This is a genomic window from Citrobacter sp. Cf136 (assembly GCF_030333815.1).
Taxonomy (GTDB): Bacteria; Pseudomonadota; Gammaproteobacteria; order Enterobacterales; family Enterobacteriaceae; genus Citrobacter; species Citrobacter freundii.
On sequence record NZ_JAOWFE010000037.1, the window covers coordinates 382,743 to 406,592 of the forward strand.

At 49.8% G+C, this 23,850-nt stretch carries 19 protein-coding genes and 1 tRNA gene; 9 read left to right on the forward strand and 11 right to left on the reverse strand.

All coding sequences use genetic code 11. From position 1 onward, the window contains the following. Positions 1–7 precede the first annotated feature (7 nt). Positions 8–502, forward strand: coding sequence for a fimbria assembly protein (gene sfmF, locus OGV98_RS15635; RefSeq protein ID WP_085951539.1), 495 nt, complete (start codon positions 8–10; stop codon positions 500–502). Positions 503–551: 49 nt separating this feature from the next. Here sfmF and fimZ read toward each other — a convergent pair whose 3' ends face one another. The 3 genes from fimZ to fimW all read right to left on the reverse strand — a co-directional run bounded on the left by fimZ (position 552) and on the right by fimW (position 3,473). Beyond that, positions 552–1,184 (reverse strand): fimbria biosynthesis transcriptional regulator FimZ, encoded by a 633-nt coding sequence (gene fimZ / locus OGV98_RS15640; RefSeq protein WP_003021902.1) that lies wholly within the window; start codon positions 1,182–1,184, stop codon positions 552–554. A 587-nt stretch (positions 1,185–1,771) separates the two neighbouring features. Next, positions 1,772–2,494 (reverse strand): fimbria biosynthesis regulator FimY, encoded by a 723-nt coding sequence (fimY, locus tag OGV98_RS15645; RefSeq protein ID WP_088902634.1) that lies wholly within the window; start codon positions 2,492–2,494, stop codon positions 1,772–1,774. A gap of 385 nt (positions 2,495–2,879) precedes the next feature. Further along, entirely contained in the window at positions 2,880–3,473 is a 594-nt protein-coding gene (gene fimW / locus OGV98_RS15650; RefSeq protein ID WP_044699458.1) for a fimbria biosynthesis transcriptional regulator FimW, read from the reverse strand. 253 nt (positions 3,474–3,726) lie between these two features. On the opposite strand from fimW, the gene OGV98_RS15655 reads away from it, so the two are divergent. Then, a tRNA-Arg gene (locus tag OGV98_RS15655) sits at positions 3,727–3,803 on the forward strand. A gap of 37 nt (positions 3,804–3,840) precedes the next feature. On the opposite strand, the gene torS is transcribed toward OGV98_RS15655, so the two are convergent. After that, positions 3,841–6,606 carry a TMAO reductase system sensor histidine kinase/response regulator TorS gene (gene torS / locus OGV98_RS15660; protein WP_202580703.1) on the reverse strand — a complete coding sequence of 922 codons (2,766 nt, stop codon included), beginning with the start codon at positions 6,604–6,606 and terminating at the stop codon, positions 3,841–3,843. An 82-nt stretch (positions 6,607–6,688) separates the two neighbouring features. Here torS and torT point away from each other — a divergent pair, with 82 nt between their 5' ends. Continuing rightward, positions 6,689–7,720, forward strand: coding sequence for a TMAO reductase system periplasmic protein TorT (gene torT / locus OGV98_RS15665; RefSeq protein ID WP_044699462.1), 1,032 nt, complete (start codon positions 6,689–6,691; stop codon positions 7,718–7,720). Here the strand turns inward: torT and torR are convergent. Further along, positions 7,693–8,385: a two-component system response regulator TorR gene (torR, locus tag OGV98_RS15670; protein WP_003021912.1), complete on the reverse strand. Its 693-nt coding sequence runs from the start codon at positions 8,383–8,385 to the stop codon at positions 7,693–7,695. The genes torT and torR overlap by 28 nt on opposite strands. Before the next feature lie 131 nt (positions 8,386–8,516). Here torR and torC point away from each other — a divergent pair, with 131 nt between their 5' ends. The 3 genes from torC to torD are packed head-to-tail and all read left to right on the forward strand — an operon-like array spanning position 8,517 to position 12,836. Further along, positions 8,517–9,695 (forward strand): pentaheme c-type cytochrome TorC, encoded by a 1,179-nt coding sequence (torC, locus tag OGV98_RS15675; RefSeq protein ID WP_202580702.1) that lies wholly within the window; start codon positions 8,517–8,519, stop codon positions 9,693–9,695. Continuing rightward, positions 9,685–12,225, forward strand: coding sequence for a trimethylamine-N-oxide reductase TorA (torA, locus tag OGV98_RS15680; RefSeq protein ID WP_202580701.1), 2,541 nt, complete (start codon positions 9,685–9,687; stop codon positions 12,223–12,225). The genes torC and torA overlap by 11 nt, the downstream gene beginning before the upstream one ends. Beyond that, the gene (gene torD / locus OGV98_RS15685) at positions 12,222–12,836 is read left to right on the forward strand and encodes a molecular chaperone TorD (RefSeq protein WP_032936924.1); all 615 of its coding nucleotides are present in this window, start codon (positions 12,222–12,224) and stop codon (positions 12,834–12,836) included. Before torA ends, torD begins: the two co-directional genes overlap by 4 nt. A 478-nt stretch (positions 12,837–13,314) precedes the next feature. On the opposite strand, the gene uspF is transcribed toward torD, so the two are convergent. Next, complete coding sequence (uspF, locus tag OGV98_RS15690) at positions 13,315–13,743, reverse strand: universal stress protein UspF (RefSeq protein WP_003835732.1); 429 nt, start codon at positions 13,741–13,743, stop codon at positions 13,315–13,317. A gap of 528 nt (positions 13,744–14,271) precedes the next feature. Here uspF and OGV98_RS15695 point away from each other — a divergent pair. After that, on the forward strand, positions 14,272–15,366 hold the full coding sequence (locus OGV98_RS15695) for a NapC/NirT family cytochrome c (protein WP_003835730.1): 1,095 nt from the start codon (positions 14,272–14,274) through the stop codon (positions 15,364–15,366). Positions 15,367–15,386: 20 nt separating this feature from the next. Continuing rightward, positions 15,387–17,831, forward strand: a complete 2,445-nt coding sequence (locus OGV98_RS15700; protein ID WP_003021928.1) for a trimethylamine-N-oxide reductase 2 — start codon at positions 15,387–15,389, stop codon at positions 17,829–17,831. A 72-nt stretch (positions 17,832–17,903) separates the two neighbouring features. Here the strand turns inward: OGV98_RS15700 and OGV98_RS15705 are convergent, their stop codons facing one another. The 5 genes from OGV98_RS15705 to cusR all read right to left on the reverse strand — a co-directional run bounded on the left by OGV98_RS15705 (position 17,904) and on the right by cusR (position 22,246). Next, the gene (locus OGV98_RS15705) at positions 17,904–18,707 is read right to left on the reverse strand and encodes an MBL fold metallo-hydrolase (protein WP_003847482.1); all 804 of its coding nucleotides are present in this window, start codon (positions 18,705–18,707) and stop codon (positions 17,904–17,906) included. Positions 18,708–18,790: 83 nt separating this feature from the next. Beyond that, on the reverse strand, positions 18,791–19,297 hold the full coding sequence (locus tag OGV98_RS15710; RefSeq protein WP_016149744.1) for a hypothetical protein: 507 nt from the start codon (positions 19,295–19,297) through the stop codon (positions 18,791–18,793). A gap of 372 nt (positions 19,298–19,669) precedes the next feature. Further along, positions 19,670–19,996 carry a PcoE/SilE family metal-binding protein gene (locus tag OGV98_RS15715; protein ID WP_003847480.1) on the reverse strand — a complete coding sequence of 109 codons (327 nt, stop codon included), beginning with the start codon at positions 19,994–19,996 and terminating at the stop codon, positions 19,670–19,672. 125 nt (positions 19,997–20,121) lie between these two features. Then, entirely contained in the window at positions 20,122–21,573 is a 1,452-nt protein-coding gene (locus OGV98_RS15720; RefSeq protein ID WP_003835722.1) for a Cu(+)/Ag(+) sensor histidine kinase, read from the reverse strand. Next, complete coding sequence (gene cusR / locus OGV98_RS15725) at positions 21,563–22,246, reverse strand: copper response regulator transcription factor CusR (protein ID WP_003021940.1); 684 nt, start codon at positions 22,244–22,246, stop codon at positions 21,563–21,565. The genes OGV98_RS15720 and cusR overlap by 11 nt, the downstream gene beginning before the upstream one ends. A 195-nt stretch (positions 22,247–22,441) precedes the next feature. Here cusR and OGV98_RS15730 point away from each other — a divergent pair, with 195 nt between their 5' ends. Then, the gene (locus OGV98_RS15730; protein WP_048216720.1) at positions 22,442–23,824 is read left to right on the forward strand and encodes an efflux transporter outer membrane subunit; all 1,383 of its coding nucleotides are present in this window, start codon (positions 22,442–22,444) and stop codon (positions 23,822–23,824) included. Positions 23,825–23,850 lie beyond the last annotated feature (26 nt).

The window sequence follows — 23,850 nt, forward strand, 5'->3', positions numbered from 1 at the left end:
TCTGGCGATGGTGTCCCTGCTAACATTCAGTTCGTTGGGCCATGCCTCCTCGTCGCTGGGGGAAATCAATATTGAGCTGCGTGGCAACGTGGTGGACTTTACCTGTGCGGTGATTGCCAGCGACAGCAATAAGTCGGTGGAGTTAGGGACCTGGCCGACAAAGCAGCTTCAGACCAGCGGAGATACCACTCAACCGGTCGCGTTTACGCTGAAGCTTGAAGGTTGCCCGCCGGGATCCGCGTCGATAACGTTTTCCGGTACTCCGGCTCCGGGCACGACGCTGTTGGCGCTTGATGATGCGGTCATGGCGCAAAAGGTGGCGATTGAACTGCACGACAGCGATCGTACGCGATTACCGCTCGAACAGGCGAGCCAGGCCGTGGGGATTGATGAGAACGGCAATGCCACGCTGACCTTTTTCGCCAACTATATCGCGTTAGCCGATGGAGTTCAGCCTGGCGTCGCCAGGGCTGATGCCACGTTTATGATTAACTATAACTAATCAATAAGCTGACAAAACGCTCCCGAACGACATCTCGCCGGGAGTGTTATTACATTAACTCATGCATTTTTGCATAATCGATCAGCTCAACGATGGTGTGCAACCCGAGCTTGGAGTAGATATTCGCCTTGTGAGCGCTAATCGTTTTATTGCTGAGTAACAACTGTTCAGCAATTTCCTTATTGGACAGACCGTTTGCCAGATAACGCAAAACCGTAACCTCGCGGTTAGAGAGCGGCATGTCATTCAGCACACCTTTTTGTGCGTTTATATTGTTAATGAAATTAAGGGTGTCCGACGGGAAAAAAGAATATCCCGATAAAATCATTTTTACTGCATTGTAGATATCATTGAGATCCTTTCGTTTACTGACAAAACCATTTGCACCGGCCCGGATAGCACGCCCGGCATAAAAAGACTCCGATTTGGAAGAGAGAAACAGCACCCGAGTTTTCTCCTGCAGAGACTTTATTCTCTTGAGTAATGTAAATCCATCCGAACCAGGTAGTTCAATATCCAGGATGACAAGATCGACCGGGTATGTGCGCAGGTGTTCTATTGCCGTACGGCTGTCGTCGGTTTTCAATACTACCTGAATATTACTGTTTTTCTCGAGTAGTACTTCTATCGACATTCTGACAATAGGGTGTTCGTCCATAATGATAACGGATGCTGGTTTCATTGTTGTATGCCTCAAACTGTTTGCGTATCTTGCGAATTTGATAAAACATCAGGCGTTATAATATTGTCAAATAGCCAAGAATTGTTCTGCGGGAAAACCGAATAAATATTATTTCATCCTTGTTTATTCGGTTGTTCTTCTGCAGAACAATGAATTTGTGGAAAATCCATTTCACACCGGGAAAACTAACAATTAATCAGGAAACTGTGGGGATTATACCTGCTCTGTTCTTTCGGAAAAGACTTACAACATCCCGGTTGTTAATGTCAGTTAGGATATTCTGAAAGACCCAGATGTGTTAATGACTATTGGTATTATTTATCTGCAGTTCGAATTATGGCAGATTGAAAATTTTTTTTAAATAGTAAAAACGATACAATAAACCAATTGTTTAGGTTTTGTTAAGACTGCAATTAGGCTTTTTTATATTGAAATGCACAGAATCAGTAAGGTTAAGTGTGACAGTGGCACCAGTCATAATACCAGGAATAGTTGTAAATATTAAATATTTGTAAAAATTAGATCTTTTTTCTTATTCAAAAATAAGTAGTTTCCTAAAAAATCTTATCGTACATAGGGTTATGGTGTTAAATTAAATGAAGAGAGGTAACGTTGAGGCGGTGTATCAGATGCAAAAAGCGTTGTCTGCTGGGTAACCCCAGGCGCGTAATCAATTGGTTCAGGCGATAGATGATACGGTGGTAGGGTTGTGTTTGTAACAATGCAATCTTTTTTAAGGAGTTACCTTGTAAAAGTAAGGCAATCATCTCCCAATCGAGCTGATTTATGCGTCTGGAATGAATATAGTCAGGAACCGGCGATAATAAGGCGTGACGCACCTCCGGAAGGCGTAAATTACGTGATAAGATATAAAATGGCCCGGATAGTGAAATAAAGGTAGTCAGGTCTTCATCACGACTGGAAAGCATTATGAAGATCTGGATGTCATTACGCTGCTTAATTAGCTGGCGCAAACGTTCAAGTATATCGAAATAGGGGTGTGTTAAGCTTTCTATGTCAATCACTAACTGGCTAATTACTGGTTCCTGCATGCTGGGTAAGGCCGACTCAACGCTCTGGAAGACCGCCGTACGTGTGCCTGAGAATAAATGTCGACTTAACGCATAGGCCAGGTAGTAGTCTGTTGTAATTATCGCCTGAGATATAGTGTCGTCCGGTAATGTGTATTCGAGTTTTTGCGCCAGATACTCGAGCCTGTCAAATACTTGTGAGGTACAGTGGGGATATTGCCAGGTACAGTTAGTGTTTCGTATGCGGCGATAGCGGTCCCGGCGTTTTGCGCTGTGCATCCTTTTCCATTCCATTTCTGTTGCGGCAGGTCTGGATAAATTGCTGACTATAAACATCCCTGACCCAAATTTTTGCCAGCGTAAAGGTCAATGTCCTTGTGCCGTTGGGTTTCAGTACTTCAACAATCATCAGACTGGCAATTGCGTATCCCATCAGAATAATCTGCCGGAAGTTTTCTGATGTCTTACTCAATGCCCAAAAGATCGTTTTATCCAGTTCAACCTCTCTCTGATATTAGATAAAATATTACCGGGTGTGTCTTTCTGTTACCCCGGAAATAGTATGGCTGGATTATTCTGGCAGTCAGAGGATAGGTACAGTAGGAGTCGATACTTAATCGAGGATGAGATATTTCTCAATAAAAATTAGGCAGAGATACCCCGTCTAATTTTGTAGAAAATTCAGATGGGCGCGGATGTATCTTAAGAATTGCTGATCGTTTTTCACATGCAGCTTTTTCATTATGCCGCGGCGGGTCGCTTTGGCCTGAAGATCGCTTATTGAGAGTAGGTGAGCCGTTTCGGCTAAGGTATATCCGCTGGCAAGAAACATTAAGAACTTGCGTTCGTCGACAGAAAAGTTGCGGGTAGTGCAGTAATGGCAGATAGTTGCAGGCACGTTGTTGCGAAGCGCACGTTTTTGCAGGATGGGGACTAATTTTTTAGTCATTTCCTCAACGTCATCTTCCCGATAGATCAGCGGCAACATGTACAGGCAGGGCCGGAACATCAGCTTATCTTTATCATTTCTGTTGCAGATGACAACCCGGTGTTGGCGGCGGGTATGGATCGGAATCTGATAGCAATCGGCGCTGAGCCAATCTTCATCCAGGGAGATAAACGCGATGTCAGCGCGATCGATATTCTCGACAGGTAAAAAGCAGATCTCCTGATGCCACTGATTTGACAGATGGGAGATGATGATTTTCAGTCCATGTTCGAAGTGACTGTTTTCTTCCTTGATGGCGATACTTAACATTAAAGAGTTCCTGAACCACTGGAGGGGTAAGGGAATGTTAAGCAAAATCATAAATATTCTAAATACATGTATCCTTAAATCTGGCGTTTCGTGGGCTGAGTTGTTACCAGGTGATTTCCTGGATACCCTTGAACAAGCAGAAAAAATCAACATTCGTACACTTCGCCAGCAACTGAAATAAAAGGCATTGACTCAGCAGGCGCTGACCGTATAATTCACGCGTTTCATCTGCATGAAGTAATCACTTCGCAATGCGCCCTTAGCTCAGTTGGATAGAGCAACGGCCTTCTAAGCCGTAGGTCGTAGGTTCGAATCCTACAGGGCGTACCATTCAAAGTTAGTCCCTATGCTCAGCTTCAACGCACCGTTACGCGCGGGACGGTTTTTCTGCTTCCAGCCAATGTTCTACCTCATAAAGACTTTGTTGGATCTCCTCTCTGAGTGAAAAATCACCCAACGGCTGCTGTTCAAGTGCTGCACACATCGTGCTGGCTGAGCGCATTCCCATGCTGACGCAGCTGCTTTTGAGCTGATGTGCCAGACGTTTTATCTGCTCGCGCTCATTTAAATCTCGCGCCGTGTCAATTTCATCTAATAAAGGAAGGGCGTGTTGCTTAAAGAGCGCTAACCATTCGTGCACCTTTTGCCATCCCATGACCTGGATATCCCCAGCCAATTGCTGAAAATCTAACCGTTTGTTGTCATTGTCTGATGCAAGCGGGAGAGACTCGTTGGCGTGCAGATAATGCGTAATAAGTCGACTGAGTTCATCCCGGGGAACCGGTTTTTGAATAATGCCGAGAAACAGGGTACTGGTTCTTTGGTTAAGCGTTTCGTCGATGACGTGTGCGCTAAAGCCGATCAGGTTAAGTGCCGGATAGTCGTAGGCTAACTGCTGCGCCAGCGTGATCCCGTCGATATCAGGAAGATCGAAATCAACCAGAGCAGCATTAAAGCTGGCATCTTCCCGCAACAGGCTTAACGCCTCCTCGGCACAGTCGACAGCGGTGACCTGTGCGCCATTGAGAGTGAGCATTTCTGTGCTGATGCGCTGCGTAAGAGGATTATCCTCGATAAGCAATAAGCGTAAGCCCTGTAACGATATGGAGCGTTGTGCGGGTTTAATGACGGGCATCGTGGTTGCCCGCAATGGCAGACGCAGCTGAAAACAACTCCCGACGCCGGGTGTGCTGGTAACGCTTAGTTCTCCCTGCATTGCCTTGGCGAGACTGGCGCTGATGGTGAGTCCGAGCCCGGTTCCTCCGCGTTTACCGCTTACCTGAACGAACGGCTGAAAAATATCGTGCTGACGGGCAGGGTCAATTCCGCATCCCGTATCCTCAACCTCAACATACCAGTCCTGATCTTCACGCCGACTACGCAGGATAATGTGTCCTCGATCGGTAAAGCGTAGTGCGTTGTTTAATAAGTTAGTAATGATTTGCCGGATACGGCGCGGATCGCCACGCAGGGAAGCGGGAACGTCATCGGCAAAATCCGCAACCAGCACGACCGGGCGACCGCTAACGCGGCTGTTCATGAGTTGAAGCGTACTTTCCAGCAAGGGTTTGGGTTCAAAAGGCTCATCGCCTATCGCCACATTCTTTCCACCGGCTTCGATGGCGGAATAGTCGAGGATATCGTTGAGGATGGTCAGTAGAGACTCGCCCGAGTCGGTGATTGCGCGTAGATTTTCCCGATGCTGTGCCAGGGCTGGATTGTCTGAGAGCAACTGCGCAGTGCCGAGGATACCATACAACGGAGTGCGTATTTCATGACTCATGGCGGCAAGAAACGCCGATTTTGCCTGGTTAGCTTTTTCAGCTTCTGCACGGGCCTGCCGGTGTTCAGATACCATAGAATGCAGCTCGGCGGTGCGAGCTTTAACCTGTGCGGCCAGATGTTTGCGATGGTTATTGAGGGCGTGAACGCTACTGCGAAAGGCATCCATCAACCGCCCGATGGTATCCAGCTCGCGAACGCCTGCGGTTTCCGGAAAGGGGGAGTCAATATCCCCCTCAAGTAGACGCTGCAACGCCTGGGTTTGCTGTGCCAGTGGGCGTGTGACTGAGCGATAAACCACACGCCAAAGTATAAGAATCAGCAAACATAATGACACGCCACCTAACAGCAGCAGCAAGTGTTGCCCGCGCTGGCTGGCCTGTTTGAGATGCGCGAGTCCGCTTTGATTGCGTTGGCCGATGATTTCCACCAACTGGCTGACTTCGCTACTGAAACGGGTAAATTGTTCGATATTATTCTGCGATAAGATCTGCAATTGGGTCGTGATGTCATTATCCTGGCGATACAGGGACAGCAGCTCAATATAACGGCTAATCGTATTGACGGTGTCGGCCACCTGAGTGCGCACCACCGGATCTTCAATACGTATTTGTCGGCGGTGAAGCACTCTGACGGCGGCATTCAACTGAGTTTCCAGCGCAGCCAGGTTATTCTGCGCCTGGTTATTCCCCAGATTCATCACCATTTGCTGCACGCGTAGCGCGCTCAGGCGCAGCTCATTCATCTGGTTATAATATTCCAGATCGATATCGATGAGCCTGTCCAACGCGTGTTCAGCCGCTTGCCCCTGATGACTCTCAATTAAATCATAAATGCTTGCCTGCGTGGCGCCCGCCGAGGTAGCTGCATTGCTGGCCTGGCCGCGCGCCATTTCGGCAACGTCAGCGGTGGCCTCAATAATTTGCTGGCTAAGTTGTTGCTGTTGAGCGCGTAATTTCAGGCGTTCGCCAACCATCTCCCCCTGATGGCTTAACGACTGGGCGATCTCTTTTTCCTGTTGTTCAATGGCCGAGGTATCAAAGCCCTGTTCACGAAGAGTTTTGAGTAATGTGGTTATTTTCAGACTCTGGGCGGTTAGCATTCTCCCCTGAGCCAGCCACATATTTTCATTGTCTGCGGTGGTCAGATTTTGTGCGGAAAACAGTTCCCAGGCACTGGCCTCGCTGAGCTGGCGCGCCATATCCATGGTTGGAATTAGCGCCTGGGTATTGGCCTGCTCAACCTGGCTGACAAAACGCAGGTTATACCAGCCTGTCAGTGTACTGATAAGAGTCAGTGCCGCCATCAGCGCAAAGCCTATCCACAGTCGTTTGGTCAGAGATAAATTCACTGTCTGGTCGCCACAGATTAAAAAGGTTGAGTCCAAAAGAGGAAAGCAACTAGGATAAAGCCTTATCAATGTTGAGGCTATCATGCGCGTATTGGTTTTCCTGCTTATCACACTTTTTCCCGGCTTAAGTCACGCGGCCGGGTCTGCACTGCTGCGCTGGCAGGATACCCGGCAGTCAGTCTCGGTGCCGCAGACGGACGTTACTGCAAGCAAAGTCTGGAAACTGTGCGCGTTGTATCCCAGTCTGAAAGATTCCTATTGGCTCTCCGTGAATTACGGCATGCTTGAGGCGGCAAAAAAATATGGAGTAAGCCTGAAGGTGTTTGAGGCGGGAGGGTATCGTCAGTTCACCACGCAAAAAACACAAATCGCCCAGTGCCAGCAGTGGGGCGCGGATGCCATTTTATTGGGCAGCAGCACAACGACTTTTCCGGATTTGCAGGCGCAGGTTGGTACGTTGCCGGTCATTGAGGTAGTGAATGCGATACACGATCCGACGGTGAAAGCACGGGTCGGAGTTCCATGGTTCCAGATGGGTTACCAGCCAGGCCACTATCTGGTTAAGTGGAGCGCGGGAAAACCGTTAAAGGTCTTATTATTGCCCGGACCTGATGACGCCGGAGGCAGCCGCGAAATGGTGGCAGGATTCCGTCAGGCGATTGCCGGTAGTCAGGTGCACATCGTGGATGTGGCGCTGGGGGATAATGATATTGAAGTTCAGCGCAACCTGTTACAAGAGATGCTTGAACGTCACCCGGATGTCGATGTGGTTGCCGGTACAGCAATTGCTGCGGAGGCAGCGATGGGAGAGAAGCGGAATCAGGGGACGCCGCTAACCGTTGTCTCTTTTTACCTGTCGCATCAGGTTTATCGCGGACTTAAACGCGAAAGAATCATTATGGCTGCCAGTGATCAAATGGTCTGGCAAGGTGAACTGGCGATTCAACAGGCTATCAGAGTATTACAAGGGCAACCGGTGCGGGAAAATATCAGTCCGCCGATCCTGGTGCTCACCCCGAAAAATGCCGACAGCCAGCATGTTCAGCGCTCACTTTCTCCTGGTGGGTTCCGTCCGGTTTATCTGTATCAGTACACGTCGGCCGCTAAAAAATAACCTTCGCCGTGCTGCGTCACCAGTAAATCAGCCCGTAGCTTATGGCGCAAACGGCGGATCAATACATCCACGGTGCGTAAGTCTGGATTGTCTACCCGTCGTGCCGAAAGCATACGCAGTAAACGTTCGCGGCTGAGAATTTCCCCCGGATTGGTGACAAAGGCGACCAGCATTTCATACTCGGCGCGGGTGAGTTTGATCGTCTCATCGCCCAGCTCCAGGGTATGCCGGGAGACATTCAGACAGTATCCGGCAAACTGATAGCAGTTATCTTTGGTCTCCGGCTGTGCCTGGCGGGCAAGATCGATACGCCAGAGCAAATTTTTAACCCGAACCACCAGTTCACGTAGCTCCAGCGGCTTGGTGACATAATCATCAGCACCCATTTCCAGGCCAACGATCCGGTCAATTTGATCGCTACGACCCGTCACCAGAATGATCCCTACCGTTGAGCGTTCGCGCAGGGCACGGGTCAGCATTAAGCCATTTTCGTCCGGGAGGTTGATATCCAACAGAATAAGATCGACAGGATGTTGTGACATGATTTCACGTAGGCCTGTAGCGCTGGCGGTGACCGAGACGTGGTAACCCTCCTGTTCAAAGTATGCCTGTAACCTCGCCTGGGTGACGGGTTCATCTTCAACAATTACAATGTGATGCGACATCCTGATGGCGTGCTCTTTCTGTTCATATCTGTTCACATTGTGCCGTAAGTCATTCATCCTGACCAGTGTTGCTGTTCACATTTGAAAAATAAGATCCTCTGTAACTAAACCATAAGATTACAGGGGCTATTATGCGGAAACTATGGAGGGCGCTGCTCAGACCGAGCGCACGTTGGTCAGTGTTGGCGCTGGTCGTTATCGGGATTGTGGTCGGTATTGCGCTGATCGTCTTGCCGCACGTTGGTATTAAATTAACCAGTTCTACCGAGTTTTGCGTGAGCTGCCACAGTATGCAGCCGGTTTACGAAGAATATAAACAGTCTGCGCATTTTCAGAATGCCTCCGGGGTACGCGCAGAATGTCATGACTGCCACATTCCATCCGATATTCCAGGCATGGTGAAACGTAAGCTGGAGGCCAGCAACGATATTTACCAAACCTTTGTTGCCCACTCTATTGATACTCCAGAGAAATTCGAAGCCAAACGCGCTGAGCTGGCGGAGCGCGAATGGGCGCGAATGAAGGAGAACAACTCCGCGACCTGTCGTTCTTGTCATGACTATGATGCGATGGACCACGCTAAACAGCATCCTGAAGCTGCGCGCCAGATGAAGATTGCGGCCAAGGACAACCAATCCTGTATCGACTGCCATAAAGGAATCGCGCACCAGCTTCCCGATATGAGTAGCGGTTTCCGTAAGCAGTTTGACCAGTTACGCGCCAATGCAAACGACGATGCCGAGACGCTCTACTCTCTGGACATCAAACCTATTTATGCCGCCAAAGGTGATAAAGAACCTGCAGGCTCACTGCTGCCCGCTTCTGAAGTGAAAGTGTTAAAGCGTGACGGTGACTGGCTGCAAATTGAAATTGTGGGCTGGACCGAGAGTAATGGGCGTCAGCGCGTGTTGGCGCAACTGCCGGGCAAGCGCATTTTTGTGGCTTCCATTCGTGGCGACATCCAGCAGCACGTGAAGACGCTGGAGCAAACCACCGTTGCGGAAACGAATACACCATGGAGTAAATTGCAGGCCACCGCCTGGATGCAGAAGGGCGATATGGTCAACGACATCAAACCTATCTGGGCTTATGCCGACTCGCTCTATAACGGAACCTGTAACCAATGCCACGGCGCGCCAGAGAAAGAACACTTTGATGCTAACGGTTGGATTGGCACGTTGAACGGCATGATTGGCTTTACCAGTCTGGATAAACGTGAAGAACGTACCTTACTGAAATATTTGCAGATGAATGCCTCTGACACTACGGATAAGCCGCATGGCGATAAGGGAGAAAGCAATGAAAAATAACGATCTCTTTCAGGCATCTCGCCGACGTTTTCTAATGCAGTTGGGGGGCTTGACCGTAGCTGGTATGTTAGGGCCTTCGCTGCTCACGCCGCGTAGCGCCAACGCCGCAGAAGTCCAGGGCACTGGCGTCAAAGAGGGGATTCTGACCGGTTCTCACTGGGGGGCTATCCGTGCCACCGTGGTTGATGGTCGTTTTATTGAGGCCAAACCGTTTGAGCATGATAAATACCCGTCAAAAATGATCGCTGGACTCCCGGATCACGTACACGGTGGAGCGCGTATTCGCTACCCGATGGTCCGCGTGGACTGGTTGCGTAAGCGCCATCAGAGCGATACCACTCAGCGCGGAGATAACCGCTTTGTACGCGTTTCGTGGGATGAAGCGCTGGACTTCTTCTACCAGGAGCTGGAACGCATTCAGAAGACCTATGGTCCGAGCGCGCTGCTGACTGCCAGCGGCTGGCAATCGACTGGGATGTTCCACAATGCTTCCGGGATGCTGGCACGTGCCATTGCGCTGCATGGCAACAGCGTGAGTACCGGGGGAGACTATTCCACCGGCGCCGCTCAGGTCATTCTGCCGCGCGTTGTAGGGTCAATGGAGGTATATGAGCAGCAGACCTCCTGGCCACTGGTACTAGAAAACAGCAAAACGATTGTGCTGTGGGGTTCCGATCTCATCAAAAACCAGCAGGCGAACTGGTGGTGTCCGGATCATGATGTCTACGAATACTACGAGCAACTGAAGTATAAAGTGGCGCGGGGTGAGATTTCGGTCATCAGCGTTGACCCGGTCGTCACCTCAACGCATGACTATCTGGGCCGCGACAAGGTTAAGCACATCGCCGTGAACCCGCAGGCTGATGTGCCGCTACAGCTGGCGTTGGCACACACGCTGTATACCGAGAAGCTCTACGATAAGCATTTCCTCGATAACTACTGCGTTGGGTTTGAGCAATTTCTACCTTATCTGCTGGGCGAAAGTGACGGACAGCCTAAAGATGCCCAGTGGGCGGAAAAAATCTGCGGAATTGATGCAGATACGATTCGTGAACTGGCGCGGCAGATGGCGGGCGGCAGAACGCAAATTATTGCCGGCTGGTGCGTGCAGCGTATGCAGCATGGGGAACAGTGGGCGTGGATGATCGTGGTGCTGGCCTCGATGCTCGGACAAATCGGTTTACCCGGCGGCGGCTTTGGCTTTGGCTGGCATTACAACGGTGCGGGCACCCCGGGGCGTAAAGGGATTATCCTGAGCGGTTTTTCTGGATCCACCACCGTACCTCCTGTGCATGACAGCACCGATTATAAGGGCTACAGCAGTACTATTCCGATCGCGCGTTTTATCGATGCGATTCTGGAGCCGGGCAAAATCATTAACTGGAACGGCAAAACCGTTAAGTTACCGCCGTTGAAGATGTGTGTTTTTGCCGGGACCAACCCTTTCCATCGTCACCAGCAGATTAATCGCATTATTGAGGGATGGCGTAAGCTGGAAACCGTCATCGCCATCGATAATCAGTGGACGTCGACCTGTCGATTCGCCGACATCGTATTGCCGGCGACGACCCAGTTTGAACGTAACGATCTTGACCAATATGGCAACCACTCCAACCGCGGAATTATCGCCATGAAGCAGTTGGTGCAGCCGCAGTTTGAAGCGCGTAATGATTTCGATATTTTCCGTGATCTTTGCCGCCGCTTTAACCGTGAAGAAGCGTTCACTGAAGGGCTGGATGAGATGGGCTGGTTGAAGCGTATCTGGCAGGAAGGAAGCCAGCAAGGGAAGGGACGCGGTGTTCATCTTCCGGCCTTCGACGTTTTCTGGAATCAGCAAGAGTACGTTGAATTCGAACATCCGCAGATGTTTGTTCGTCATCAGGCCTTCCGCGAAGATCCCGACCTTGAACCGTTGGGGACGCCAAGCGGTTTGATCGAGATATATTCGAAAACCATTGCCGATATGCAATATGACGATTGCCAGGGGCATCCGATGTGGTTCGAGAAAATCGAACGTTCACACGGTGGGCCAGGGTCGCAACGTTGGCCGCTGCATCTGCAATCCATCCACCCGGATTTCCGTCTGCATTCACAGCTCTGCGAGTCTGAAGCGTTGCGTAAGCATTACGCGGTAGGTGGCAAAGAGCCGGTGTTTATTAACCCGCAGGATGCCAGCGCCAGGGGCATTCGCAACGGCGATATAGTTCGTGTATTTAACGCGCGTGGACAAGTGCTGGCCGGGGCGGTTGTCTCCGATCTCTACTCGCCGGGCGTGGCGCGCATCCATGAAGGTGCCTGGTACGATCCTGATAACGGTGGAGAAACCGGAGCGCTGTGTAAATACGGCAATCCGAACGTGTTAACGATAGATATCGGCACGTCTCAGCTGGCGCAGGCAACCAGCGCCCATACTACGCTGGTGGAAATTGAGAAGTATACCGGCAAGGTGGATAACGTGACGGCGTTCAGTGGCCCGATAAAAATGGTGGCGCAGTGTGAATATGTCCCGGCTGAGCAGGTGAAGTCATGATGAAAGACACCTCCCTGACAAAAGAACAAATGGCCTGCGTGTACGCCTGGCTGGCGCAGTTGTTTTCCCGGGAGCGTGACGATGAAAGCCTGGGGCTTTTGCAGTCCAGCGAAATGGCTGAGTGGTTCGCGGTGCTCAAAGGCGAGCCGCTGCTTGAGGCGCAGGTCCTTCTGCTGGAGGCGAAAATTGCCGCGCTCAAGGTGCGGGAAGACGCCACCCTGGAACTGGCGGCTGATTTTTGCAGCCTGTTCCTGATGTCGGATAAACACGCGGCGTTACCCTATGCATCGGCTCATCTTGAAGGAGGGCCAAACTATGGGGTCATTAAACAACTATTATCTGATGCGGGCATGCAGGTAAGCGATACGTTTAGCGAGTCAGCCGATCATCTGGCGATTTTTATCGAACTGCTGAGCCATCTGCATTTTTCCCTGGCAGAGGCAGGACCGCGTCATCAGCAGGTTGATGCGTTGCGCAGAGAAACGCTGGCAGGGCTGTTACGCTGGTTACCGGAGTTCACCACTAAATGCTGTCGGTATGATGACTTTGGTTTTTACGGCGCGCTAAGTCAGCTGTTGCTGGCTTTGGTCAGACTGGATAATCAGCGCTGAGAGCAGCACATCCGGTGGTAATGAATCTGTTGCCTCCGTCGTATTGCTACGTTCACCTTATGTTTTTCACTTCTCTGAAACGATACTGTCTGTGAACGTGTTAAGGGTACTATCGCCGTACCCTTAACAATCCCGGCTCCCGGCGGGAAAATTGTTGCTGCGCAATACCCTCCGCTTATTCCTTCAGGCTACCGGGCCGGGCGCGAGGCAACGTCCCTGTAAAACGCGCCCTGAACCCGCATCCCTGTGGGTTCTCCCGGCCTTACGGAAACACGTCGGCAATTTTCAGCCGGACCAGTCCACACTTGACCTCCTGCGCTTTTATTTGAAAATCGCTGAACTGCAAAACAGATTTAACTGGAAATTAGGGCGTTGAAGCGATGACCTCGCTATGGTTGTTCCACTCCCAGTTATTTCCATGGTCTTTCATCTTCGTGAACTGAATGGCATTAGCACATTCGCTCCCGTTTTAACCCTATCACCGTACAACCAGCACCGGACATTTCGCGTGGCGTACCACGGCTGCTGCCGTTGAACCCAGCAGATAAGTGCTAAAACCGGGTTTATGTGAGGCGATGACAATAAGCTCGGCGTCTACTGATTCCGCCAGTTTGAGGATCTGATCCTTTGGCGGGCCGTAAACGACATGAGTTTGACTCCTGCCTGCAGGAATATTGAACTGCTTAATAATCTCTTCGAGTTTTTCGCTGGCCTTGGCCTGCAGACCACTCCTGTCCGGAAATTCGGTAGAGTAGGCCAGCCCCAGCGAGGCATAGAACGGAACGGTAGGAATAACGGCTAAAAAGTGAACCTTCGCGGTTTTGGCATGCGCCTGAACCTGTGGAACAACATGGCGAGTCAAATCGGTTTCAGAGATATCAATGGGCACCAGAATTGAGCGATACATATTCACTACCTCCTGTTTGTTTACCTCTACTCTGAGTGTAGCGAAAGTTGTCTTTGTATAATAAGTGACCAGATCAAGGTTACGTGCATAAGTGTGCGTCAATGAAATGTGTGTGTCGCATGTCTGGCCGTATATGTATATGTGAGCAAAATTGTAAGACAGATATCTTCATTAATACGTGTAATCAAAAAACAGAAAAGGGTTCTTTTTTATGTGTTTTCATTATATATTTAATTATATAACGATTGTCACCAAAGGATTAATTTCAGCAGCTTTTAATCGTTATCAAACTTTTATTCTGATGTTTGTGTGATTAATAGTTAATCAAACTTTATGTTTGGTTTAAAACTCTAATTTTAAACGAAATTTGATATTTACATTTCGTTCTCATTAATTATGCGAGCCCCTTCAAACTTACCCGTTGGCTGATTCTTATTTCTCTCTTCGCTTGATGAATATCAATAAGTAGCTGCTTTAGTATATTTATTGTCTACCTCTAAAAGGGTATTCGTCTGATGGAAATATAAGATGAGAAAAATAAATAAAACTATCATATGGACGATGCTGCTGTGCATTGTTCTTGGTGCAGTTATTGTTTTGGCAGGGCAATGGACATTGCACAAAACCTCGAGCACGGAATTTTGTTTGTCGTGCCATACGATGCAGGCACCTTACGAGGAATATACCGGCTCGGTTCACTTCCAGAATCAGAAAGGCATTCGCGCAGAGTGCGCGGACTGTCATATCCCGGAGGGCGGGCTGGATTATCTGGTGGCTAAGCTGCGGGCCTCAAAAGATGTTTATCACCAGTTCATAACCAAAAAAATCGATACCCCGGAAAAATTTGAAGAACATCGTCTGGAGATGGCGCAAACCGTCTGGGCACAGCTCAAGGCGAGTGATTCTGCGACCTGCCGTAGCTGCCACAGTATGGACGCCATGGATCTTGCTGCACAAAGCGCGGATGCCCAGAAGATGCACAAAATGGGCATCGCGGAAAAGCAAACCTGTATTGATTGCCATAAAGGCGTCGCCCATTTCCCACCTGAAATAAAAATGGATGACAGTGCGCTTAAAGGGCTTGAAGCGCAGTCAGCCTCTACTCCAGCCTCGGCAACTGAGCTTTATGCCGTAAGCAATACCGCGCTTGGCGATCTGGGAACCGTTTACCCGGCAACAAAAATGCAGGTTCTGAAAACAACGGACAACGCACGACTGGTCGAGATTCGCGGTAGCCAGATGCAAGGAAGTGAACAGGTTATTTACTACGCAGCAGGGCAGCGTTTGATTCTTGCCAGCCTGAGTGAAAAAGGTCAGCAGTCGCTGAAGATCCTCTCCGACTGGAAAAAAGATGACTACGGCAATGCGTGGCGAGATGTCGTGCTGCAGGGTGAATGGAGCGGTTCCGCTCTCGCTAGCCGCGAACCCATGTGGGATTACGCACGCAAACTCGACAATGTGTACTGCGCGGGTTGTCATGCGCCAATTCCGGCGAATCATTTCACGCTCAACGCCTGGCCTTCTGTGGCAAAAGGGATGGGTGCTCGTACCAATATCAGTGAAAACGAACTGGATATCCTGAGCCGTTACTTCCAGTACAACGCGAAAGACATGAACAAATAAGCGATAAATCAGGAGAAATCATGAAACTCACAAGACGTGACTTTATCAAGACGGCTGGCGCGGCAACCGGGACAATGGCGATTTCTTCGGTGATCCCAATGCCGGCCTGGGCCGAAGGCCAGAATGGCGGGGCAATCCTGACGGCAGCACGTTGGGGTGCGGTATACGTGGAAGTAAAAGACGGCAAAGTGGTTTCCTCAAAAGGTGCGTTGCCGAAAACGGTGCCGAACTCATTACAGCAAACCGCGCCGGATCAGGTTCATACCAATATCCGCGTTAAGTATCCGATGGTGCGCAAAAGCTATCTGGAAAACCCGGGTAAAGCGGATGGTAAACGTGGTAACGATCCTTTCGTGCGTGTGAGTTGGGAACAAGCGCTGAAGCTCATTCACGAGCAGCATAGCCGGATCCGTAGCAGCTATGGCCCGTCCTCAATATTTGCCGGTTCCTATGGCTGGCGCTCCAGTGGCGTTCTGCATAAGGCGCAAACCCTACTGCAACGCTATATGAGCATGGCCGGTGGCTACGCCGGTCATACCGGAGATTATTCAACCGGGGCCGCGCAGGTGATCATGCCTTACGTTGTGGGATCGGTTGAAGTCTATGAGCAGCAAACCACCTGGCCGATGGTGCTAGAGCACAGTCAGGTCGTGGTGCTGTGGGGGATGAACCCGCTCAATACCCTCAAAATTGCCTGGAGCAGCACGGATGAACAGGGGATTGAATACTTTAATCTGCTGAAAAAATCAGGGAAAAGCGTCATCGCCATCGATCCGATGCGTTCTGAAACCATCGAGTTCTTTGGTGATAATGCGACCTGGATTGCGCCACATATGGGGACCGATGTGGCGATGATGTTAGGGATCGCCCACACGCTGGTGAAGAAAAATCTTCACGACAAAGCCTTCCTGGAAAAATACACCACCGGATATCCGCAGTTTGAAGAGTACCTGCTCGGCAAGAGCGACAAAATTGAGAAAACCGCCGAGTGGGCATCTGGCGTGTGTGGCGTGCCTGCTGAGCAACTGGAAAAGCTGGCGGAAATTTTCTCCAGCAACAAAACCATGCTCATGGCAGGCTGGGGGATTCAGCGTCAGCAATACGGTGAGCAAAAACACTGGATGCTGGTGACTCTGGCGGCGATGCTGGGGCAAATTGGTACCGAAGGCGGTGGTTTCGGGTTCTCTTATCACTATTCTAACGGCGGTAACCCAACACGCACCGGTGGGGTATTGCCAGCAATTTCCGCCAAAATTGAGGGGGGATCATCTGCTGGCAACGACTGGGCGGTTTCCGATGCGGTGACCAGCCTGCCGGTAGCGCGAATTGTCGAGGCGCTGGAAAACCCAGGCGGCAAATATCAGCATAACGGTAAAGAGCAAACCTTCCCGGATATCAAAATGATCTGGTGGGCGGGTGGCGCTAACTTTACCCATCATCAGGATACCAACCGCTTAATCAAAGCCTGGCAGAAGCCTGAACTGGTTGTCATCTCTGAGTGTTACTGGACCGCAGCGGCCAAACACGCCGATATCGTTCTGCCAATCACCACCTCGTTTGAGCGTAATGATCTGACCATGACCGGTGATTACAGTAACCAGCATCTGGTGCCTATGAAGCAGGTCATCGCGCCGCAGTTTGAAGCGCGTAGTGATTTTGACGTATTTGCCGATCTGGCTGAGATGCTCAAGCCGGGTGGTAAGGCGGTCTACACCGAAGGCAAAGACGAAATGGCGTGGCTGAAGCAGTTCTATGACGTCGCGCAAAAAGCCGCCCGCGCCCAGCGTGTCGCCATGCCTCAGTTCAACGCGTTCTGGCAGCAGAATAAACTGATCGAAATGCGTGAGAATGAAAAGAATAACAAATATGTGCGCTACGCGGATTTCCGCAGCGATCCGGTGATGAATGCGCTGGGAACGCCGAGCGGCAAGATAGAAATCTACTCGAAAACGATTGAAGGCTATCAGTATAAAGACTGTCCGCCGCATGCGTCCTGGATTGAACCGGATGAATGGAAAGGAACTGCGGATAAAGATCAGCTGCAGCTACTGACGGCGCACCCGGCACATCGTCTGCATAGCCAGCTGAACTACGCGTCGCTGCGTAAAGAATACGCGATTGCCAATCGTGAACCGGTGACGATTCATCCGGATGACGCGAAAGCCAGAGGGATTGTCGAGGGCGATCTGGTTCGTGTATGGAATGCTCGCGGACAGGTTCTGGTGGGGGCACACGTCAGCGACGGTATCAAACCGGGAATCATCTGTATCCATGAAGGCGCATGGCCGGATATTGAAAACGGTATCTGTAAAAATGGCGGCGCGAACGTGCTGACGGCGGATATCCCAACCTCACGGCTGGCGAATGGCTGTGCGGGGAATACCAGCCTTGTATATGCAGAAAAATTCACCGGTGAAGCGCCAAAACTCACCGTCTTTGATGAGCCAGCAATTGTCACCATGTAATGATGATGGCTGATAAACGGGGGCCGTAAGGCTCCCGTTTTTTATTACTGTTTGGGCAACGTTTTACTGTTGTTACTCAGCCAGTTCAATCACATCTCCCGTTGCCGGTGCGTCAGTTCCCGGTAGCCACAATCGACCCCATGAACCAGTGCAATGACAGCCGAGTAGTTTTTCGGGTTGTTGTTGCTTAATAAATTGTCGGGTCCGCCATAGCTTAGCGGGGGAGGCAGCACGTAAATGAAACCCACCGACCAGGGCATAAATTTGGTTAACCCCTGTGATTTTCTGGCAATGGCGTACGATGTTCTCTATTCCCCGATGCCCGCAACCAGTAATGATGACTAACCCGCGTTCAGATTTATAGATCAACACGCCTTCGTCACTGATGTAATCTGGTTGGAGTGTTTTTTCGCTAATCACACCATAGGATTGTAGCGTGGGGACGCTAATTTCCCCGGACCACAAAAAGCGATCGCTGATAGCCAGCGGCTCGCGGGTGTATTCCATGATGAATCGAGAGTAGTTGTTATCACGCGAGAGTTTTTTAATTTTTCGTGGTGTTCCCGCAACCGTAACTGAGGCGTATCGTTCACAGGCTATTTGGGGATGGCAAATGATACGGCTGTTATCCGCAAGCCACGGCACGCCGCCGCAGTGATCGTAATGGCCGTGCGACAGCACCACGGCGGTTAAGTGCGTCAGGTCCACGCCCATTTGTGCAGCGTTATGCATGAAGCTGCCATCCGGCCCGGTATCAAACAATATTGTGGTCGTTTCATCCTGAACTAACAGACTTAATCCAGGCTTTGCCAGTAATGTTTTTCCAGCGCCAGCAGCACGTCGGTTTTCAAGCAGCACCGTGAGGGTCAAAGCCATGTCTGACTCCAGTATTAAAACGGCATACTGTAATGCATGGCTTTTGAGGGTGCTGTGATCGCAGCGCTCTTTAGCGGTATCTGTTATTCACGCACAATTTTGCCAGCGTTTCCTGCATCGCTGTCATTCCAGCTACCGCGACCATTTGTTTTAATGGTGTAAGTGGCATAACCGACGCGGAAGGTCATCGTATCCTTATAGGTATTTACGTCACGCACTTCCTTACCATTGACGTAAACGCCGGAATCTTCGACGTGAATATCAACGCTGCGTTGACCATTGGCAAATTTGGCCACGTAATTTCCGCTGAATTTACCATCAATACCCGCATTATCGTGGTTATCCCGGCCTGTGGTATTTTGCTGCTCTTCACCATGGCGATGATGACGATTTTGCTGGCTGTTATCGCTCTCGATAAAGCCATGATCGTGGTTCCACTGATAGGATTTGTTCACATCACAACCATTGAGTTCGCTCATTTGCGTACAACCTGAACGTTCATATTTTTTCTGCATTGCCGGGGTAATTGCATATGCCGTTGTGGCCGTTGTCAGACCAAGGACCAGGAGGGTCAGCAGACGTTTATTCATTTTTCACTCACTATCATCATTAAGTTTATTTATAGGAACACGAACTTTTTGGCTGTCATTTTTACGACGATGGCAGTCTCCCATTAAATATTAACGACGCATACCAGGGGGAATCCTAATTTATAATTAGGGTGAGGTGATAAATGTTGTGATACGCAACATAATAAGTAGTTGATTTACGATTTTTATACAATCTGAATAAAGAGTTAAAAGGTTTTTACTTTTTAATGGAAGATTTAATGAATTATTAATGTTGACATTAACGATGAACAAGGATGCAGGCTTGTATATAAACAGGCCTGCACGGGGAGAGTAGTCCACAATATTCAAACTTAGCGTATTTATGGATATTGTCGTCAATACAGCTCGTCTTTACCCTTGAGTGGAGATCTGTGCGCGGTGCTGCTCGGCCTGTATCTCATGAGCAAATGAATGGCCGTTATTTACTGATTGGTGAACAACCATTGCTTTTTCATGTTCATTCATTTGTGAAAATGATTGCGCATTGGTTGGTGTTGACGATGAATTATTTGCCTGTGAGGCGTGTGTCTGCGCCATTTGTTGATGTGCAGAGGCATGACTGTTATTCATCATTTCATGAGCCATTGCGGCCTGTTGATGCATTTTAGGTGTTTCTGCCGCATTAACGCCAACTGAAATAAAAAACGCGATAGCTAAAAAAGAGGACATCTTATTCATCATATTTCTCCTGTTTGGGTTTACGGAAGAAAGTATAATTAATGGGGACTGTCAGTGGCGTGACAGGATTATGACGGTTGTGTCAGAGAATAGGTGATGACAGGTATAAGCGTCATCACCATAAATTACATCGCGTGCTTGGGAAGCGTCAGAATAAAGCGAGTGACATAAGGATCGGAAGTTACCGAGACTTTTCCGTGATGGGCAATCACAATCGATTTCACAATCGCCAGACCAATACCGCTGCCTTCGCCTTTACGCTGCCGTGAAGGGTCCACGCGATAAAAGCGGTCAAAGAGTCGCGGAAGATGTTGCGGGGGAATGGGGGGGCCGGGATTCTCAACGACTATCTGGACCAGACCATCCGCCTCTTTCACCCGCACGGTTACCGACTCACCTTTTGGCGTATAGCGCATGGCATTTGACAGCAGGTTACTCATTGCCCGGCGTAACATTAATGGGTCGCCTGAAACCCAGCATGCGCGTCCTTCAAACCGTAAACCAACCTCACGCTCCTCTGCCCAGGCTTCGAAAAAGTCGAACACTTTACCGACCTCATCAGCCAGATTGAGCGCTTTTTTTTCTGGGATCAGCTGATTGTTATCTGCCTGCGCCAGAAACAGCATATCACTCACCATTTTCGACATACGGCCAAACTCTTCGAGATTGGAATACAGCACATCTTCCAGTTCTTTTTGGGTGCGGGTCTGGCTGAGCGCAATTTCCGTTTGGGTGACGAGGTTAGTTATTGGCGTGCGGATCTCATGGGCAATATCCGCCGAGAAGTTCGACTGACGTTTAAATACGTCCTCGATGCGTTCGAGCATGTGATTAAACGAACTAACCAGTTGTTCCAGTTCAATAGGCACAGCCTGCGGATCGAGACGGACATCGAGATCTTTCGAGGTGATATTTTGGATGCGACGACTAACATTACGGATCGGTTCATGGCCTTTGTATACGGCGAACAGCACGATAAAAACAATCATGATGCTAATCAACGAAGCCGTCATAATTAACTTGTTTTTCAGATCGTTAATATAGTGCAGGTGAAAATCGATCGATAACGCCAGATACAGCGTATATGCTGGTTTTCCATCGGCAAGCTTTCCTACTGGCAGACGAATCATTCGCCAGTTAGACGATGTTTTCTGTCCGTGGATATGTCTGGAGGTTTGCAGTGTAGGGCCTGAGATAATAAAAACGTCGCTGGCATGAGCATTTTTATCCGGCCTTGCGCTGGCGATAAATTGCCGAAGATCCGGCGCATTGGGCGAATGAAAAATGGCCTTCTGGTTGCTATCTACCAGAGAAATAATGACGTTCGAGTAACCCGCCACCACATTTTTTAGCGTTTCCAGTCGGCGTGATTCTGGCTCGTTAGGTTGGTTAATAATCCGCTCCAGCGTGGTGCTAATCTCTTGTAAATCATTGATGTCCTGCTCGGCGAAGTGGACTTTCACGGAGTGGATCATTATCCATGCAAAGGCGAAAAATGACGCAATTGTCGCCAGACTGATAAAAAAGGTTAGTCGTGTCGCCAGTGAAAAAGGGCGCCGCCATCGTTTACTGGCCATCAGGAACCTCAAGCATATATCCCACGCCGCGCACGGTCTGAATCAGTTTCGGCTCATAATCGTTATCAATTTTGGCGCGCAGACGCTTAACGGCGACATCGATGGCATTAGTATCGCTGTCAAAATTCATATCCCAGACCTGGGAGGCGATCAGCGAGCGGGGTAAAACTTCCCCCTGATGGCGCAGGAAAAACTCAAGCAGCGTAAACTCTTTGCTGGTCAGAGTGATGCGCGTACCGCTGCGGGTAACTTTTCTGCTGACCAGATCGACCATTAAATCCGCGACCTGAAACTGGCTTTCGACAATCACCGCCGCGCCTCGACGCAACAGCGTTCTGACCCGTGCCAGCAGTTCGGCGAAGGCAAACGGTTTAACCAGGTAATCATCAGCACCCAATTCCAGACCTTTAACCCGATGTTCAATGGTACCCAGTGCGGTGAGGAGAAGAATGGGCATTCCTTTGTTGGCGGAACGCAGCATCCGCACGATATCCCAGCCGTTTACATCCGGCAGCATGATGTCGAGTATGAGCAGGTCGTAATCGCCGGTCATCGCCAGGTGATACCCGTTCAGGCCGTTATCCGCTAAATCCACGACAAAACCCGCTTCCGTCAGGCCTTTCGTCAGGTATTCACCGGTTTTTTTCTCATCTTCGACTATCAAAACCTTCATCGCATTCTCCTTCACGCACGGGTTGTGCGGACTTTCAATTCTAGGGAAGCGGGATCGGATAGCAATCGGTTATTGGGAAAATGACAGTTTTGTCATTTTCCTGTCACCGGTTAAACAGAGTCACTTGGTTAAAGTACTGCACTATAAATTCCTACACATTTTAGGGACATCAGTCCGGTCAGGACGAGAAGAACTATGAGCAAATTTAAGCTTCTTACCCTCAGCGCTATATTCGTGCTCGCCGGTTGTTCATTGGCGCCGGACTATCAGCGCCCGGCTTTGCCGGTGCCGCAGCAATTTTCTTTAAAACAGAATGCCCTGGTAGCGGCTCCTGGTGAATATCAGGACACGGGCTGGCGGAGCTTCTTCGTTGACTCCCAGGTAAAGGCGCTGATTGGCGAGGCATTGGTTAATAACCGCGATTTACGTATGGCTGTGCTAAAAGTTCAGGAAGCGAGAGCGCAATATGGCGTCACGGACGCCGACCGCTACCCGCAACTCACGGCAGGCTCCAGTGGTACTTACAGCGGTAAATTAAAAGGTGATAGCAGCACCGATCGTGAATTCGAAGCTGGACTCAATCTTAGTTTCGACCTGGATTTCTTTGGGCGGCTAAAAAATATGAGTGAAGCTGAGCGACAGAATTTCTTTGCCAGCGAAGAAGCGCGTCGGGCGGTGCACATCTCATTAATCTCCAACGTGTCGCAAAGTTATTTTAATCAGCGTCTGGCTTACGCGCAGTTGCAAGTTGCTGAAGAAACGCTGCAAAACTACCAGCGCTCTTACGCTTTTGTAGAGAAGCAACTGGTAACCGGTAGCACCAACGTACTGGCGTTGGAACAAGCGCGCGGTGTGATCGAAAGTACGCGTAGCGAAATTGCCAAGCGTAAAGGTGATCTGGCGCAGGCCAATAACGCGCTGCAGTTGTTGCTGGGTACATACGGGAAATTACCCGATGACCACGCGCGCAGCCGTGGGGATATTAAACCGGTAACGCTGCCGCCATCGCTCTCGTCGCAAATACTGTTGCAGCGCCCGGATATTATGGAAGCTGAGCACGGATTATTGGCGGCAAATGCCAATATCGGTGCTGCGCGGGCGGCATTTTTTCCGTCTATAACGTTAACCAGTTCCGTGTCCAGTAGCAGCAGCGATCTTTCCAGTTTATTTAATGCCGCCAGCGGCATGTGGAATTTTGTCCCCAAAATAGATATTCCAATATTTAACGCCGGACGTAATCAGTCCAATCTCGACCTGGCAGAAATTCGCCAGCAACAGTCGGTAGTGAATTACGAACAAAAAATTCAGAACGCGTTTAAAGAAGTGGCGGATGCACTGGTGTTGCGCCAAAGCATTGCCGATCAAATTAGCGGGCAGCAGCGTTATCTGGATTCATTGCAAATCACACTACAACGCGCCAGAGCGCTTTATCAGAATGGTGCAGTTAGCTATATCGAAGTATTAGACGCAGAACGTTCTTTATTCGCTACGCGGCAATCGCTGCTCGATCTTAATTACGCCCAACAGGTTAATGAAATTAAGCTGTTTGCTGCCTTAGGCGGCGGTTGGGTGGAGTAATCCTTAATATTAATCTTTCAGGAGCA